This is a genomic window from Phytohabitans aurantiacus, assembly GCF_027923225.1.
GTDB classification, from domain to species: domain Bacteria; phylum Actinomycetota; class Actinomycetes; order Mycobacteriales; family Micromonosporaceae; genus Phytohabitans; species Phytohabitans aurantiacus.
Genome location: NZ_BSDI01000067.1, coordinates 1 through 16,859, shown reverse-complemented (window position 1 = coordinate 16,859; position 16,859 = coordinate 1). Strand labels below are relative to the sequence as shown.

Below are 16,859 nucleotides of genomic sequence, written 5' to 3'. Positions count from 1 at the left end.
CGGTGGACACCCGTCCGGGCCAGTAGAGTCCCCTTATGCGGTTGGCCACCTGGAACGTCAACTCGGTCCGGAGCCGTCTGCCCAGGCTGGTCCCGTGGCTGGCCGAGGTGAGCCCCGACGTCGTCTGCCTCCAGGAGACGAAGATCGCAGACGACGGGTTCCCGTCCGCCGAGGTTGGCGAGCTCGGGTACGCCGTCGCGACGCACGGTGACGGACGGTGGAACGGCGTGGCGCTGCTGTCCAAGGTGGGGCTCGACGACGTGGTGCGCGGGTTCGCCGCCGAGCCCGGGTTCCCCGATCCGGAGACGCGGGCCATCTCGGCCGTGTGTGGCGGGGTGCGCGTCTGGTCGGTGTATGTGCCAAACGGTCGCACTCCCGATTCGCCGCACTACCAGTACAAGCTGAAATGGCTGGCGGCGCTCCACGACGCCCTGGTGACCGACCTGGCCGCGGGGCGACCGACGCTTGTCTGTGGTGATTTCAACGTGGCGCCGACGGACGCCGACGTGTGGGATCCGGCCGTGTTCGTCGGGTCGACGCACGTGACCGCGCCGGAACGCGACGCGCTCGCGCGCATCCTGGAGGCCGGCTTCAGCGACGTGGTGCCGCGCCCGATGAAGGGTCCGTTCCCGTTCACCTACTGGGACTACCGCGCCGGCATGTTCCACCAGAACAAGGGGATGCGGATCGACCTGGTGTACGCGAGCGCGGACGTGACGGTCGAGTCGGCGTACATCGATCGGGAGGCCCGCAAGGGCAAGGGTCCCTCCGACCACGCGCCGATCGTCGTCGACCTGGCGTAGGTTGGATCGCGTGCTAGCTCCGCAGCGGGTGCCCATGCCCGGATTGCCGTCGGCGGTGACGATCTGGGAGGTCGGAGCGCGCGACGGCCTGCAAAACGAGCCGGCCGTGGTGCCGCTCGACGTCAAGCTGGAGTTTCTGGAGCGGCTCGCGGCCGCCGGGCTCACGGTGGTCGAGGCGACCAGCTTCGTGCACCCCAAGTGGGTGCCGCAGCTCGCTGACGCCGACGAGCTGATCTCGCGACTGCGTCAGGCGCCCGGTGTCCGGTACCCGGTGCTGGTGCCCAACGACCGAGGGCTCGACCGCGCGCTCGCGCTCGGCGTGCGCGAGATCGCGATCTTCGGGAGCGCGACGGAGACGTTCGCCATGCGCAACCTGAACACGACCGTCGACGGGTCGCTGGCGATGTTCGAGCCGGTGGTGCGCAGGGCGCTCTCCTCTGGATTGCGGGTGCGTGGATATCTGTCCATGTGCTTCGGCGACCCGTGGGAGGGCGAGGTGCCGGTCCCGCAGGTCGTGTCGGTGGCCCGCCGGCTGCTCGACCTGGGCTGCGACCAGCTCTCGTTGGGCGACACGATCGGCGTCGGCACACCCGGCCACGTGACGGCTCTCATCACCGCTCTCGGGTCGGCCGGTGTCCCCGCCGACCGCCTCGCCGTCCACTTCCACGACACGTACGGCCAGGCGCTCGCCAACACGCTCGCCGCGCTCCAGGCCGGCGTCACCACCGTCGACTCGTCGGCGGGCGGCCTGGGCGGCTGCCCGTACGCCAAGAGCGCCACCGGCAACCTGGCCACCGAAGACCTGGTCTGGCAGCTCAACGGCCTGGGCATCGAGACCGGCGTCGACCTGGCGGCCCTGGTGCGCACCAGCCTCTGGATGGCCGACCACCTGGGCCGCCCCAGCCCCTCCGCGGTGGTCCGCGCCCTCGCCGCCGACCTCTGACCCCTTCCCCTTGATCAGGGCGTCCCTCAAGTCGTTCTAGCGACTTGAGGGACGCCCTGATCAAGGAAGGGGTGCCGGCGACTCGCCGGCGCACCATCTCGACCCCAACTCGGCAAGATCCCCGGCATACGGCACTATCGACGACTGTGGAGACCAGCGCCGCGGCCGTCGATGACGAGCCGACTCAGGATGACCCGCCCGCCCCGCCGCGCCGGTCTGCCGCCTGGCGCGTGCTCACACACGAGTGGACGCTCGCGGTCCTCGGCGGGCTGTTTCTCGCGGCCCTGCTGACGTGGCCGACACTGCGCCACCCCGCCACCACCATCCCGGGTGACATCGGCGACCCGACGCTTCAGGCGTGGCAGATCGCGTGGGGCGGCCACGTGCTGCTCACCGACCCGTTGCACCTCTGGGACTCCAACACGTTCTATCCGGAGACCTACAGCTACGTGTACTCGGACACGCTGCTCGGGTACGCCCCCGCGGGATGGTTCGGGTCGGGGGTCGAGGCGGCGATCGTCCGCTACAACATCATGTACGTGTTGCTGTACGCGCTCGCCTTCATCGGCGCGTACGCGCTGGTGCGCCAGCTCGGCGCGGGCCGGCTCGCCGCCACGGTGGCCGGGCTGGCCTGGGGATTCTCCCCCTGGCGGCTCGCGCACGGCGGCCACATGAACATCCTCTCCACCGGCGGAATCGCCCTGTCGCTCGCCATGCTGGCTCGCGGCCACGGGTGGTCGCTCACGCACGGGTACCAGCCGGAGAAGCGCCGCCCCGGCTGGGTGCTGGCCGGCTGGGTGGTCGGCGCGTGGCAGATCAGCCTCGGCTTCGGCATCGGCCTGCCGTTCGCGTACTTCCTGATGGGCGCGGGCGTGGTGGCGGCCGCCGGGTACGGGTGGTCGTGGTGGCGGCGCAAGCGGCGTCCCGAGTTCGGCGGCAGGCTGCTCGCGGCCAACGTGCTGGGCGGTCTCATCTTCGGTGGCCTGTCGGTGTGGATGGCCATGGCGTATTTCAAGGTGGTCGACCTCAACCCTCAGGCCCGCCGTGGTCTGGAGTGGACGGAGCTGTTCTCCCCACCGCTGAAGGGTTTCTTCACCGCGCCGGGAGAGTCGTGGTTCTGGGGCGACCGCCATGCCGTCGCGCGGGAACAGCTCGGCTGGGCGGCCGAGATGGCGCTGCTGCCCGGCGTCACGCTCATCATGCTGGCGGCGGCGGGACTGTTCTTCTCCGTCTTCAAGGTGCGCCACCGTATCCTGCTGGCGGTCGGCGCGGTCGGCACCGTCCTGCTCGGCCTCGGGTCCACATTGGGCGGTGACGGGGAGCCGGGATACATCACGCTGTCGAAGCACCTGCCGGGGTGGGACGCGCTCCGCACACCTGGCCGGCTGATGATCTGGACGAGCCTGCTGCTCGCGATCCTCGCGGCCGGGGCGCTCACCGCCGCGGCGAAGGCGACACGAAACAACATCCTGCGCGCCGCCCTCGTCATCCCGCTCGCGCTCGTCTTCGTGGAAAGCATCAACCGCACGGCACATCCTGAGGTGCCCAAGGCACCGGCCGCGTTCCAGGCCGCGGCGAAGGCCGGCAAGCCCATCCTCGTGCTGCCCAGCGACGGCCTTCTCGAGCTCAACATCATGCTCTGGTCCACCGACGGCTTCCCGAAGATCGCCAACGGGCTGGCTGGTTTCGAGCCCACCAGTCAGGGGCAGATCCGCGCGGCGACGCAGTCGTTCCCCGACGCCACCAGCGTGGCGTACCTGCGTGGGATCGGCATCGGCTCGGTCGTGGTACTGCCGCAGAACGTCGTCGGCACGAGGTGGGACGGTGCCCAGAGCCGCCCGGTCGACGGGCTCGGCATCACCCGCGAAGAAATCGACGGCGCCCTGCTGTTCAGGCTCTAGCGAGGGCGCGCACCAGCTTGCCGATCGCGGGTTTGCGGAGCGTGCGCGCGAAATCCGCCTCGCCGAGGCAGAACCGCGCGAACATCCGCCAGCCCGGCGGCGTGGCGAGCAGGGCGTGGAAGACCGTCGGGCGGCGGGTGAACGCGGCCAGCAGTTCCCGGCCGGCGCGCATCTCCGGCCCGAGCGTCGACACCACAGTGGACTCGTACCCCGCCTGGTCACCGGCGGCGGCCGCGGCACCAGCGAGCGCGCCCGACCGCAACGCGAAGCTGATGCCCTCGCGTGTCCACGGTTCCAGAAGCCCTGCCGCGTCGCCCGCCACGATCACACGTCCCCGGTGCAGTGGTGAATCCGCCGCGCGGCAGCGGGTCAGGTGCCCGGAGTCGTGCACCGGCTCGATACCCGAAAGCCCGAGCCGCTCGACGAACCGCCGCAGGTACCGTTTGGTCTCCTCGCCCCGGCCACGCTCGGCGATCACCCCGACGGTGAGCCGGTCGCCCTTCGGAAAGACCCATCCGTAGGAGCCGGGCACCGGACCCCAGTCGAGCAGCATCCGCCCGGCCCACTCCTCGGCACGCGCGCCGGACACCGGCAGTTCCACCTCCAGGCCGAGGTCGACCTGGGCATATCGGACACCGACGTACCGGCTGGTGACGCCCGAGGACCCGTCGGATCCGACCACGGCGCGGGCCAGTGTCCGCGTACCATCGCCATGTCGGACCTCGACGGCGTCGCCGCTTTCCGCCAGTCCGCGGACCGTGACGTGTTCGCGCACCTCGGCTCCGGCGGCGATCGCGGCGTCGCGCAGCGCGCGGTCGAAGGCGTCGCGCCGCACCATCGCGACCAGCGCCCCGCCGTGATACGCGCGGGTGAACTGCCGCCGACCGTCCTGTGTAAACGTTGCTTTGTCGACGCGGTCGTCAGCCGGCACCGCGATGCGGTTGCCGAGCGCGGCGAGCGACGTGCCGATCAGCCCACCGCCGCACGTCTTGTAGCGCGGATGCGCGGCCTTCTCCAGCACGACCGTGCGCGCGCCCGCGCGAGCGGCGGCGTACGCCGCGGACAATCCGGCCGGTCCCCCGCCCACGACGGCGACATCCCACAGCACTGGTGCAGCATAGGGCTTATGGCGATACCGCTCATTCTCGACTGCGACCCTGGACACGACGACGCCCTCGCGATCATGCTCGCTGCGGCTGACCCGCGACTCAACCTGCTGGCGATCACCACGGTGGCGGGCAACCAGACGCTGGAAAAGACCACGCTCAACGCCCGCCGCGTCTGCACGATCGCCGGCATCACCGGCGTGCCGATCGCCGCCGGATACGACCGGCCGCTGGTGGGTGAGCTGACGGTCGGGGAGTACATCCACGGCGCGAGCGGGCTGGACGGGCCGACGTTCGGCGAGCCGACCGTGCCGGTCGTCGAGGAGCACGCCGTCGAGCTGATGCGGCGGCTGCTGCTGGAGCACCCGGAGCCGGTGACGCTCGTGCCGCTCGGCCCGCTGACCAACATCGCGGTGCTGCTGCGCGACCACCCTGAGGTCCGTTCGCAGATCCGGGAGATCGTGCTGATGGGCGGCTCAACGGAGCGCGGAAACATCGCTCCGTACAGCGAATTCAACGTGGCGGTCGACCCGGAGGCGGCCGATCTGGTGCTGCGCTCGGGCCTGCCGGTCACGATGTGCGGACTCAACGTGACCCACCAGGCCCTGGTGACGCCGGAGGTCGTGGCCCGGCTGCGCGCGATCGGCGGCGACCTCGCGGACGCGTGCGTCGACCTGCTGACGTTCTTCGGTAGCGGCTACGAGCGGGTGTTCGGGCTGGCCGACCCGCCGCTGCACGACCCGGTGGCGGTCGCGCGGGTGATCGACCCGAGCCTCGTCGAGTGCGTGCGCGTGCCGGTCGCCGTGGAGCTGACCGGCACGCACACCCGCGGCGCCACCGTGGTCGACCTGCACGGCAAGACGGGTGCGCCGCCGAACGCGCTGGTGGCGATGCGCCTCGACACCCCGCGCTTCTGGGACCTGATGGTCGAGGCGGTTACGAAGCTGTCAGCGTGACGGTGCCGAGCCGCTGCGTGGCGCGGGTGAGGGCGACGTAGAGGTCGCTCTTGCCGCGCCGCGACTCGGCGACGATCCGGTCGGGTTCGACCACGATGACGTGGTCGAACTCGAGCCCCTTGGCCTGCTTGACGGTCAGCAGCACGACCCGGCTCTCCAGGTCCGGGTCGTCGCCGAGCACGGCCTCGGGCACCGCCCGGCCCGCGCCGAAGAGCAGTCCAATGGGGACGATCACGCCGAGGCGCCCGTCGCCCATCGCCGCCGCCTCCGCGCGCACGATCTCACCCAGCTCGGCCAGGTCTGCGGTGCGCTCCCACGGCTGCACCCCCGACTCCCGCACCGAACGGGGCGGCTCCAGCGTGGGATCGATCTCGGCCAGCACCTCACCGGCGACCGCCATGATCTCGGCGGGCGTGCGGTAGTTGACTGTCAGCTCAGCCAGCCGCCACCGCTCCCCCACGTACGGCTCCAGCACCGGCGCCCACGACGAGGTGCCGGACAGGTCACCGGTCTGGGCCACATCGCCCACGAGCGTCATCGAACGGCTCGGGCAGCGCCGCATCAGCAGCCGCCAGGTCATCGGCGAAAGCTCCTGTGCCTCGTCGACGATGACGTGCCCGAACGCCCACTTGCGGTCGGCCGCCGCGCGCTGCGCGGCGGTGCGCCGCTCGCTGGCCTCGTGGCGCTCGGCCAGCCGCTCCGGGTCGATCAGGTCGGTCGCGGCCAGGAGCTCCGGCTCCGCCTCGTCTTCGACGTCGATCGACCGGGAACCGAGCGCGATTTCCAGGGCGCCGGCCGCGTACGCGACCTCCAGCCTGCGCAGGCGTTCGGCGGCCGCCGCCGCGCTCGCCTCATCCTCGCCCAGCAGCTCCGCCGCCTCATCCAGCAGCGGTACGTCGGCGGGCGTGAAGCCTCCGCGTGGTTCGCGCCGCAGCAGCTCTCGCTCCTCGTCTGTCAACTGTGGAGTGGCGGTCGCCAGCCTTTGCGGGGAGGCGAACAGGCCGGCCACGAGCTGTTCGGGCGTGAGCACCGGCCAGAGCCAGTCGAGCGTGCCCAGCAACTCGGGCTCCTTGCGCAGCTCGCGGCGGATCTCGGCGAGGTCGGCCTCTTCCATGTACTGCTCGTCGCCGGTCGCGTCGTCGCCACCGAGCGCGTCGTGCGCGTACGGGTCGTGGCCGATCTTGTCGGCGATCTGCTGCGTCAGGGCGTGCACGATCTCGGTGTCGAAGAGCTGGCGGGACAGGTTGTGCTGCTTACCCAGGCGCCGGATCCGCTCGCGCGCCTTGCGTACCGTCTCGGGCTCCAGCATGAGCGTCTCGCCGCCGGTGATCTTGATCGGCAACGGCTCGTCGGGCACGCGCTGCCGGTCGCGCACCGCCGCCGCCAGCACCTCGGCCATCACGGTGCGGCCCTTGATCTCGGCCACCTCGACGGGCTCGGTGCGCCGGGCGCTGACCCCCGGGTACAGGTCGCCGACGGTGCGCAGGAGCACGCCGGTCTCGGCCAACGAGGGCAGCACCTGCGAGATGTACTTCAGGAACGTCTGGTTCGGGCCGACGATCAGTACGGCGCGGGTGGAGAGCTCGCGGCGGTGCGTGTAGAGCAGGTACGCCGCGCGGTGCAGCGCCACGGCCGTCTTGCCGGTACCCGGGCCGCCCTGCACGACCTGCACGCCGTCGAGCGGCGCGCGGATCACGTGGTCCTGCTCGGCCTGGATGGTGGCGACGATGTCGCGCATGCGCCCGGTGCGGCTGGCGGTGAGGGCGGACAGCAGCGCGGCCTCGCCGGTCAGGTCCTCGTGCGCGCTGTCGCGGGCGGCCTCGATGTCGAGCACCTCGTCGTGCAGGCCGACGACCTCACGCAGCCGGGTGCGGATGTTGCGCCGCCGCCGTACGCCGTCCGGGGACGCCGCCGTGGCCAGGTAGAACGGCCGAGCGGCGGGCGCGCGCCAGTCGACGAGCAGCGAACGGTACTCGGCCGAGTCGTCGAAGAGCCCGATCCGCCCGATGTATCGCGGCTCGTCGTCGTGGAAGTCCAGACGGCCGAAGCAGAGCCCGTTCTCCACCGCGCCGAACTGGGTGACCTGCTCGGTGTAGAGGGTGACGCCGCTCTCCCGCTCGGAACGGGCCTGCGGGGTGCCGCCGGCCTGCCGCAGGAGTACGGCCAGCCGACCGGCTGCCTTCTCCCGCATCTCGTCGAGCCGGTCGTACAGCCGGGAGACGTATTTCTGCTCGCTGGCAATGTCGGCAGAGTTACTTGACAACGCTCCCCCAAGTGTGTCTATACTGCTCGGGCACGGCAGCCGCTTTAGGCTGCCTTTTTTGTGTAGGCGACGGTCCAGGATAGCGCACTTTGACGCCCCCCCGCCTTCGCTGTGCGAACGCGGGGGGCGCGCTGCGGAACGGACCGCGGAGTGCCGTTAACCCATCGGGTCGCCGTAGATGATGCCCCGGCCGTTCGTCGCCAGGTACACCCGGCCCCACACGCGCGGGTCACCGGTGATCGCGGCGCCCGTCCACGCGTACTGGTGGCGGTTGTCGTTGACGCGTACCCAATGCTTGCCGGCGTCGTCGGACCGGAAGATGCCGCGGACACCGCGGATCTGCGCGGTGATGAAGACGCTCGGATACGAGCGTCCGCGCGCCGCCTTGCCGAACCCGACCGCGTCCGCTTCCTCCACATTGGACAGCCGGGTGAACGAAGCGCCGCCGTCCGTCGAACGCCACAGCCCGTAGACGCCGCCCTCCGCACCACCCGCGAGCCACACGTCGCCCGCGGCGCCGGGCACGGCGCCGAAGCGCACGTTGCCCTCCGCCGGCAGCCCGCTCGCGGCCGTCGCGGTGAACGTCGCGCCGCCGTCGACGCTCCGGTAGAACGCGCCACCGGCGTACGCGTAGAAGGTGGACGCGCTCGCGCGGTCGGACTCGACCCGCGCGCCCGCCGGCACGCCGGCCGAAGCGGTCCAGGTGGCGCCGGCGTCGGCTGACCAGCCCACCTCACCGCCCGCGGGTGCCCAGACGATCCGGGTACCGTCGGCGCTCACCGCCACGGTGCCGCCGCCCGACGTGCCGGCCGGCTCGGTGGTTGCCGGTGTCCACGTCGTCCCGCCGTCGGTGGAGACGCCGAAGCGCGGCGCGTTTCCGTTGCCGACCCGCGCTATCACCGCCGGTGCGAGCTCCGCGAAGTCGATGCTCGTCGTGGAGCTGAGGGTGGGGTTGGCGTACATGCGGCCCGGGTTCGTGAAGTCCTGGTGTACGAAGCCGCCCACGTCACCCACCGCCGAGAGCAGGTGCGCGCCCGCCGGTGGGCTGATCAGATCCAGTACGGCCACCTCCTCCAGGCCGCGTGCCCGCACCGAGATGTGCACCGTGCCGCCGGTGTCCCAGTCGGTGAGGTTGTCGGTGCCGTAGATGGTGGCTCCGGTGCCGTAGAGCAGGCGGTTCGAGTCGAACGGGTCGATCTCGACCGACTCCGTCATCCAGCCCAGCTTCGGCGCCTGCTCCGGCAGCGCCGGCGTCGCGTTCCACGTCAGCCAGGGCGCTTCGGAGATGTCGATGTCGTACCGGTTGGTGCGGTTGGGATAGTCGGCGAAGTCCCACGCCCGCGTCCATGTGGCGCCGCGGTCGGTGCTGCGGAAGAAGATGGTGTCGGGCCACCACGAAATCTGCGTAGCCACCATGAGGGTGTCCGGATTCTGGCGGTCGATCGTCAGGCCGCTGTACCCGAAGTAGTCGTCGCCGCTCGTCGACGGCACCGGGCTGATCCGTGCCCACTCGCCGGTGGCGGTGTCGAGGCGCCACACGTCACCCTTGCCGCCGTCGTACGGGCCAGCCGTGTCACTCGTGGCGACGTAGAGGAAACCGCCAACGTGGTCGAGCACACCCTTGTGCGGGAGGTATCCGGTGGGTTGTCCGGGCACCCGCTCCCAGGTCGCGCCCGCGTCCGTCGACCGGTACAGGATGTTGTCCTTGTCGGCGACGCCCACGTAGATGGTGCGGGTTGGGCGGCGGCGTGAGCCGGTACGCGGGTCGAACGTCACCCACAGCACGCCCTGGTTGTCGCTGGAGTATCCGCTCGCGTCGTTGGGGTCCGCCGCGTAGTTGCCGGGGTTCGGGAAGCTGCCCACCTGCGCCCATGTCACTCCGCGGTCGGTGCTGCGCCACAGTCCGTGTCCACCCCGGACACCCAGGTACAGGATGTCGTTGCGGTTGGGGTCGACGGCGAGCCGCTCCCCCATTCCCCGGCCGGGCATGTTGCCGCCGAGCTTGAACGGCAGCGGGCTGGTCTTCCAGGTGGCGCCGCGGTCCCGCGAGCGCAGGATGGCGCCGTTGTTCGGATCCCAGTCGTTCGTGTACGTGCCCACCGCCAGGTACACCCGATCGGGGTCGACCGGGTCGGTGGCGAGGCTCACGACACCGGTGTACCCCCACTGGTCCCAGCCGACCCAGTCCAGCAGCGGCACCCACCGTCGCTGACCGCGGTGCCAGCGGTAGGCGCCGCCGATGTCGGTGCGGGCGTAGACGAGGCCGGGCTCGGACTGGTTGAACACGATGCCGGGTACGAAGCCGCCCCCGACCATTTCGACGTTGCGCCAGCGATATGCCGGATCTTTGCCACGGGGAACGGCGGGGATGGCGAGGCCAGCCGCTAGAAGTGTTCTGCGGGAGACGTGCGGATCGGTCATGCATAAATTCGACATGGCCTATGCGTGGCCGGTCAATAGTTGGGTCGATAAACGAACTGATGGTCCGACCCGCCAGTGGGCCCGACGACAGTACCGGCAGGTTTCCCCGCTAGGCCGTTGACCACGTCACTTGCGGACCACCTAGGGTGGACGATGATGTTGGTAGCTTGGAAGGCGCCAGCCGGAAGGGGAAACGCTGTGACGCATTCGGTACCGTCAGTGAGCGAATCGACCACTGGCGCACCTGCGGAAGAGACACCCTGCCAGCACTGTGGCCTGTCGCTGACCAAGGACGACATCTGGGGTTGGATGCACGCCAACGGCCAGTACCTCTGTTACGACCCCAACACGGGCGAGCCGATGTCGCTTCCGGCGCAGCCCGCTGTGCCGTGACCGCTGGCGCCGCACTGGCGTCCGCTCTCGCCGCCTACCAACCGCTCAGCGCCACGGAGACCACTGACGTCGCGCGTCTCCGCTCGGCGCTCGCCGGCGACCCGTGGGACCGCTCCACGGCGCTGCACGCGACCGCTTCGGCGCTGATCGTGCACCCGCCGACCCAGCGGGTGCTGCTGCGGTGGCACGCTCGCCAGCGCGCCTGGCTACAGGTCGGCGGTCACGCCGATCCGGGCGAGACCGACCCGCTCGAGGTCGCACTGCGCGAGGGCCGCGAGGAGACCGGCCTGACCGACCTCGCCCCTTGGCCAGACGCCACCATCGCGCACGTCGCGATCGTCCCGGTACCCGCCGCGCCGCATGAGCCGGCGCACGAGCACGCCGATGTCCGGTACGTGCTCGCGACCGGCGACCCGGACGCCGCCCGGCCGGAGAAGCCCGGCGCCGAGCTGCGCTGGCTCCCGGTGGCGGAGGCATGGTCGCTGACCACGGAGCCCAACGTTCGCGAGACCCTGGACCGGGTACACCGCCTCTTCGTGTGACGCGCCTTACTCCCGTCACAACCTCTTGCACTTCTTCTGGATCGATTTAGACTGAGGGCAGCAGACCTACTGGATCGATTTAGAATCGAGATCATCGCCATGGAACCCTCGGGCATGCTCCTCGCCGTCAACGCCGTCAACGACCACGTGCTGTCCGCACGACCCAACGCGCCCGTCGTGCCGGATCCGCCACCCCGGCCCGGGCGCGCGGCTCCAGCGCGGCGGGCCGCTGCCGGACTGCTGCGCCGGCTCGCCGATCAGGTCGAACCGGCACACAGAGAAGCCACTGCGTAGTTGCTTTTACACTGCACGTAGTCATTCACCAATCGGCATACGCCAAACCTACGTATGTCACTGAGGTGGCGGATCTCTCGTCGCGCGCGTCTCGCGAAGCTGATTCACATGAGCATGATGCGGCGAGGCGACGAGGGCTATCACTACAGCGACCACTCCCACCGGTGGATCGCACCGCCCGGCGTCGACCAGGAAATCTGGGAAGCCGGCGTCCGCGCACACCTCGCGCAGCACATGTCCACAATGGGCGGTCCGCCGGCCAGGCCGGAAGACATGCCCGAATGCCCACCGTTCCGCATCCCGCGCGCACCCCGCACCCGGCGCACAGCACAGCCGGCGCCGCGCACCGCGCGCATACCGCGGCAACGAGCAAGCTGACCCGCACGGCGCCTCCGGCCGAGCGAAGTCCCCGACAAAGAAGTCGGGGACTTCGCTTTTGTTCCCCCGCCGGCCCGGAGCGACCGAAATCAGTCGCGGCGGCTTGCCTCGCGCGCGATTTCCGTACGCGAGTGCAGGTTGAGCTTCGCGAGAATGTGCGAAACATGCGTCTGCACCGTGCGCCGCGAAAGGAACAGGTGCGCGGCGATCTGCGGATTCGACATACCGTCGGCCACCAGCCGCGCCACCTTCACCTCGGTCGGCGTGAGGCTGCTCCACCCATGGTCAGCCCGCCGGTGCCTCGCATGTGGACCGCGCCGGATACCGTACGCCCGGAACGTCGCCTGCGTCCGGGCCAGATCCCATTCGGCTCCCAGATCGCTGTAGAGCGCGAACGCCTTCGTAAAATGCGACCGCGCGGCCGGCACCTCACCCCGCTCGGCGAGCACCACACCCGCCGCCTCCAACGCCTGCGCCCGCGGCAACGGCCGGCCCGCCAGCTTGTAGTGCTCGGCGGCCTTCAACAGCAGATCGGCGTCGCGGTCGAGCAACCCCCGACAGTGCGGCAACACCGCACGCCGATGCGGTACATCCGACGTGCGCGCGACGACCTCTGCCCGCTCGGTGACTTCGCGCGCGGCCTCTTTGTCTTCAACCATCATGGCCAACCGCACCGCGTCGGCAAGCAGATCCGCTGTTATCTCGATTTCTTCGGTCGCCTCCAGCGCCTCCATCAACACAGCGAGCGCCTCGCTCGGGGCGTCGGCACACTCGCGCTCGAGGCTACGTGCCAACGACAATGGGCTGTTGACTCGGATGGTGAGGCGCTCCGCGTAGCTTTCCGCCTCGGCCATCTCACGTGGCGCTGCGGCGTCGTTGCGATGCAGCCGGATGGCGGCAGCGACAGCGTGGTCCAAGCAGCCGACGAATGGGTCCTTCGGCCCGCCGCCGTCGACGGCCACCTCTGCCAATGCGTCGTCCCACTTCCCTACGGCGAGCAACAACTCGCCTAACACACACTGTGCCTGACCGAAACGCACGGCGTTTCCGACCTCGTCGGCGAGTTGGCGAACCCGCTGGGCCGCCGCGATCGCTGCTTCATACCGGTCGAGGTTTCCAAGAGCAACCGCCTGGTTGATCTGCAGCACCAACCGCAGGTCTGCGAGGGCGGGATCGCCTCCCGCCACCGCCAACGCCCGGTCGAAGAGCGGCAACGCCTGCTCGGTCTCAGCGCGCATGCCGTGCACGATGGTCATAACCCCGAGCGCCCAGCCCTTTGACCATCGGTCGTCGATATCGTCGGCGGCGTTTAGCGCCTCCTCGGCCACTTGCCCAGCAGCGTCGACTTGGCCGAGCATGCAGTGCGTCCGTGCGATAAGCACAAGCAGCCGGGTCCGGTGCCGCGATCCTTCCTCCGCGAGCTCGAGCGCGGCATCGAGCGCCTGCAACGAATCCTCATTACGCCCCTCGATGGCGCGGCACTGCGCGAGTGTCCACAGCAGATCGACGTGCAGATCCGGTCGCGTGACGTGGGCGAGCGCGCTGCTCGCGGCCTGGGCGGCCGCTTTGGTGTCGCCGACCCGGAACAGTGCATCGGCGAGCCGGCACGTAAGCAAATCGTGTGGCGGGATTCCCGCAGGTATGCCGTTCACCACCAGACGCAACAGCGGAATCGCCACGTCGGGCGCGCGGCCGACGAGTTGCTGCGCAGAGCCGGTCAACCACCGGACCAGCCATTCGTCTGCCACGCCGGAGGCGGCTAGCGAGTCCAAGGCGGGTAGTAACTGCCGAGCTACCCGCTCGGGAGATGCCTCACCGTCGGCCAGCCCGTGCGCGGCATCGCAGTGCCACGCCGCCCGCATCGCCGCAGGAATTTCCTCGTACAACGCGCTCCGGATCAACGGATGGCGGAACACCAGCTCGGTGCCCTCGTCGCGGATCACACCGGCGAGGATCGCCTCGTCGAGGATCGGCAGCAGACTGGCGATGCTCTTGCCCGACACGTGCGCCAGATCGGAGACCGAAAACTCGGAACCGAGCATCGCCGCCGCCCGCAGGACTCCGCGCACCTGCGCGGAGAGAAACTCCAACCGGTCGGCGATCGCGGCGGACAGCGATGTCGGACCGCGCCGGGCCGTCGTTTCGACGCCATCTTCTGTCCGACTCAGCGCGCCGCCGCGGTCGAGGGCGTCGATAAGCTCCGAGATGTACAGCGGATTGCCGGCCGCTCCGGCGGCGAGCTGCAGCAGGCGCGGACCGGGTGTGCCGCCCGAGAGCAGGCCCACGAAGGCCGGCACCTCGCCATCTGTCAGGCTGTGCAGCCGCAGGAGACCCTCGGGGTCGATCGTGCGGCGCAGCGCAAGCAGGTCGTCGCGTCGGGGCACGGGGCGCATCACGCCCACCATGAGCAGCGGGAGTTGCGGCACGGAGCGCGCGAGGCGCCCCAGCGTCTGCACCGTGGCCTGGTCGGCCCACTGCAGGTCGTCGACGACGAGCATGACCGGAGAGGTCGCACACAGCTCGTCGACCATGGCGAGCAGGCGTTCGGTGGCCGCCGCGATAATGTCGACCCGGTTACCGGGGGCGTAGGCGGCATTCAACAGGTCGGCGAGGTCGGATCGACCCGCACCAACGGGAGAGGACCCGAACGCGTCCAATAGCGGAAGCAAGGGAAACGCCTGGCTCAGCTCGTCGCATCCGGCCCAGAGCACCTGGCAGCCTCTGGCCTGGGCGTCTTCCGCGACCGCGCGCACAAGGAAGGACTTCCCGATTCCCGGTTCGCCTTCGACGAGTGCCGCCTGGCCTCGACCGCTTCCCAATTGAGTCAGCCATTGCCGTGCGCGATCAAGTTGACGACGCCGGCCGATGAGAGAAGGCGCAAAATGCGTCTCGATCATCGCGAACCCGCTCCTTCGTCCGCTGCCACGGAAACCTGGTGTTCACTTGCCGTACACCTGAGGGCGCTACATCCGCCCTGCAAGTTGCAGTTTGCACAATCGGAATCGGCCGCCTACCAGGGAAAATGATGGACATGAATAATCGACAGCGGCCGCTCGCCCACTGTTTGAACTGCGTATTTGTTTCGTTAACCCTACGTTAACCTATGAACCTCACCGTTTGTGGCCAATACCTGGCCAGGTGTAACCGGAGGCAAACCGCTTGGCAGGAGCGCGTGCAATGACAGCTAAACGTAGGAGAACAGCCATCATCGCGACGGTGATGGCCGCTTGTGTAACAGCAGCCACGTCAACGATCGCTGCAACGATCGTTTCGGCCATCGCTTATCACCCGTGATCGGCCACCACCACGCGACTACTACCACCTCCACGGACTGCCGTGGTCGATACCCACGAGAAGTAATGATGCCCCTCGCAAGTCCCCCTGTGAAGCCCCCAAATTGCAATTTGCACGGCGCACATCTCAGATGACGTAATGCAAGATCCGGAACGCGGTGGTAGACCTGCTAGCGCCTACCACCGCTTTTCGGTGTATTTACGCTGATCAGCGCAGTTTGCGCCCTACCACGGCGTGCAGGCCGGACTTCTCGGGCTCGCCGTCGAAGACGCCGGGATCGCGGTCCGGCTGGGGCCGCCACTGGGGAACCCACACCAAGCCAGGCTCGACGATCTCGAAGCCGTCGCCGTAGAACTCCAGCACCTGGTCCCGCGTCCGCAGCCCGCCCGGGGTCGCGGTGCGCTGCTGGTACACGCCCTGCACCGCCTTCGCCTCGCCCGCGATGAAGCCCTCCGCCGCACCGTGCGACACGACAAGCCAACTGCCCGGTACCAGACGATCGCGCAGCCGCGACACCGCGCCGTACGCCACATCGTCGTCCGGTACGAAGTGGAGTACCGCCACGAGCAGCAGCGCCACCGGCTTGTCGAGGTCGATGATCTGCCGCACCTCGGGGCTGTCGAGCAGATCGAGCAGATCGTTGGGGCGACGCAGGTCGCCGAGGACTGCTGCCGCGCGCGTGTTGCCCTCGAGAAGGCCGCGGCTGTGCATGACCGCTACCGGGTCGATGTCGACGTAGACGACGCTCGCATCCGGGTGGGCTTCCTGGGCGGCCTGGTGGACGTTGCCCTGGGTCGGCATGCCCGAGCCGATGTCGAGGAACTGCCGCACGCCCTGATCGACGAGGAAGCGTACGGCTCGACCCAGGAACTCCCGGTTTCCCCGCGCGATGTGCGGCACGAGCGGCATCGACCCGATGACCTTCTCGGCGGCCTCACGATCAGCGGCGAAGTTGTGCACGCCGCCGAGGTAATAGTCGTACATCCGCGCGGCGGTGGCGGTGTTTATGTCATCGCCGAGCCGCTCCCGCGCCTCCGCCCAGTTTCGCTGCTCCACCTCGCCGTACCGGCCTCCGCTGGTCACTGGGCTCCCCTCTCCGTGACGCCGATCACCGCGCCGTCCAACGCGAGGAGAGCGTAGACCAGACGCGGCCGCGCGACGTGACCCGCCACCGCGATGCGGATCGACTGATTTTGAGCTGCCGCGATCTGCGTCGTGGCACATACCGTTGCTCCCGCGGCCTCACCCTCCGCCGTCCCACACCCACGCCGGTTGGTTGTGAACCACAAAGGGTGAGGCCGCGGGAGCAACGGCCTCGACCACGACGCACGTCGCGGTAGCCCAAACCCCGACCCCGCGACGCACGTCGCGGCAGCCGGACGGCGGGGCCCCCGATGCACGTCCTGGGAGCCCGACGGCCGGACCCCACGACGCCGATCAAGGTAGGTCGCACTGGGGATTTAAGGATCTGTTTGTGATTTTTGTCGTGTTCGGGGGTGGGGGTCCACATAGGAGCGGTCGTCTTGGCATGATCCTTTCCGCCAAAGAAGAGGATCTACAAGACG

At 69.5% G+C, this 16,859-nt stretch carries 14 protein-coding genes; 8 read left to right on the top strand and 6 right to left on the bottom strand.

The genetic code is table 11. From position 1 onward, the window contains the following. Window positions 1-35 precede the first annotated feature (35 nt). The 3 genes from QMG73_RS39605 to QMG73_RS39595 all read left to right on the top strand — a co-directional run bounded on the left by QMG73_RS39605 (window position 36) and on the right by QMG73_RS39595 (window position 3,647). Complete coding sequence (locus tag QMG73_RS39605) at window positions 36-803, top strand: exodeoxyribonuclease III (protein ID WP_281904302.1); 768 nt, start codon at window positions 36-38, stop codon at window positions 801-803. Between the two features lie 10 nt (window positions 804-813). Further along, entirely contained in the window at window positions 814-1,746 is a 933-nt protein-coding gene (locus QMG73_RS39600) for a hydroxymethylglutaryl-CoA lyase (protein WP_281904300.1), read from the top strand. Window positions 1,747-1,892: 146 nt separating this feature from the next. Then, entirely contained in the window at window positions 1,893-3,647 is a 1,755-nt protein-coding gene (locus QMG73_RS39595) for a hypothetical protein (RefSeq protein ID WP_281904299.1), read from the top strand. On the opposite strand, the gene QMG73_RS39590 is transcribed toward QMG73_RS39595, so the two are convergent. Continuing rightward, window positions 3,637-4,755 carry a geranylgeranyl reductase family protein gene (locus QMG73_RS39590; RefSeq protein ID WP_281904297.1) on the bottom strand — a complete coding sequence of 373 codons (1,119 nt, stop codon included), beginning with the start codon at window positions 4,753-4,755 and terminating at the stop codon, window positions 3,637-3,639. The two genes, QMG73_RS39595 and QMG73_RS39590, sit on opposite strands and share 11 nt — an antisense overlap. Before the next feature lie 18 nt (window positions 4,756-4,773). Between QMG73_RS39590 and QMG73_RS39585 the strand changes: the two genes are divergently transcribed. Further along, entirely contained in the window at window positions 4,774-5,709 is a 936-nt protein-coding gene (locus tag QMG73_RS39585) for a nucleoside hydrolase (RefSeq protein WP_281904296.1), read from the top strand. Here the strand turns inward: QMG73_RS39585 and QMG73_RS39580 are convergent. Together QMG73_RS39580 and QMG73_RS39575 are read right to left on the bottom strand one after the other, a co-directional pair. Further along, window positions 5,690-7,972: a HelD family protein gene (locus QMG73_RS39580; RefSeq protein WP_281904295.1), complete on the bottom strand. Its 2,283-nt coding sequence runs from the start codon at window positions 7,970-7,972 to the stop codon at window positions 5,690-5,692. The genes QMG73_RS39585 and QMG73_RS39580 overlap by 20 nt on opposite strands. A gap of 156 nt (window positions 7,973-8,128) precedes the next feature. Then, entirely contained in the window at window positions 8,129-10,393 is a 2,265-nt protein-coding gene (locus tag QMG73_RS39575) for a xyloglucanase (RefSeq protein ID WP_281904293.1), read from the bottom strand. Between the two features lie 219 nt (window positions 10,394-10,612). Between QMG73_RS39575 and QMG73_RS39570 the strand changes: the two genes are divergently transcribed. The 4 genes from QMG73_RS39570 to QMG73_RS39555 all read left to right on the top strand — a co-directional run bounded on the left by QMG73_RS39570 (window position 10,613) and on the right by QMG73_RS39555 (window position 12,000). Beyond that, window positions 10,613-10,786: a hypothetical protein gene (locus QMG73_RS39570; RefSeq protein WP_281904292.1), complete on the top strand. Its 174-nt coding sequence runs from the start codon at window positions 10,613-10,615 to the stop codon at window positions 10,784-10,786. Then, window positions 10,783-11,328 carry an NUDIX hydrolase gene (locus tag QMG73_RS39565; RefSeq protein ID WP_281904290.1) on the top strand — a complete coding sequence of 182 codons (546 nt, stop codon included), beginning with the start codon at window positions 10,783-10,785 and terminating at the stop codon, window positions 11,326-11,328. The genes QMG73_RS39570 and QMG73_RS39565 overlap by 4 nt, the downstream gene beginning before the upstream one ends. A gap of 99 nt (window positions 11,329-11,427) precedes the next feature. Further along, window positions 11,428-11,622, top strand: coding sequence for a hypothetical protein (locus tag QMG73_RS39560; protein WP_281904289.1), 195 nt, complete (start codon window positions 11,428-11,430; stop codon window positions 11,620-11,622). Window positions 11,623-11,730: 108 nt separating this feature from the next. Continuing rightward, entirely contained in the window at window positions 11,731-12,000 is a 270-nt protein-coding gene (locus QMG73_RS39555; protein WP_281904288.1) for a hypothetical protein, read from the top strand. Between the two features lie 89 nt (window positions 12,001-12,089). On the opposite strand, the gene QMG73_RS39550 is transcribed toward QMG73_RS39555, so the two are convergent. The 3 genes from QMG73_RS39550 to QMG73_RS39540 form a co-directional block, all read right to left on the bottom strand. Next, window positions 12,090-14,897, bottom strand: coding sequence for a helix-turn-helix transcriptional regulator (locus tag QMG73_RS39550; protein ID WP_281904286.1), 2,808 nt, complete (start codon window positions 14,895-14,897; stop codon window positions 12,090-12,092). A 213-nt stretch (window positions 14,898-15,110) separates the two neighbouring features. Then, on the bottom strand, window positions 15,111-15,278 hold the full coding sequence (locus QMG73_RS39545) for a hypothetical protein (RefSeq protein ID WP_281904284.1): 168 nt from the start codon (window positions 15,276-15,278) through the stop codon (window positions 15,111-15,113). 223 nt (window positions 15,279-15,501) lie between these two features. Then, a complete protein-coding gene (locus QMG73_RS39540) occupies window positions 15,502-16,350 on the bottom strand; it encodes an SAM-dependent methyltransferase (protein ID WP_407676919.1) in 849 nt (282 codons plus the stop codon). Window positions 16,351-16,859 lie beyond the last annotated feature (509 nt).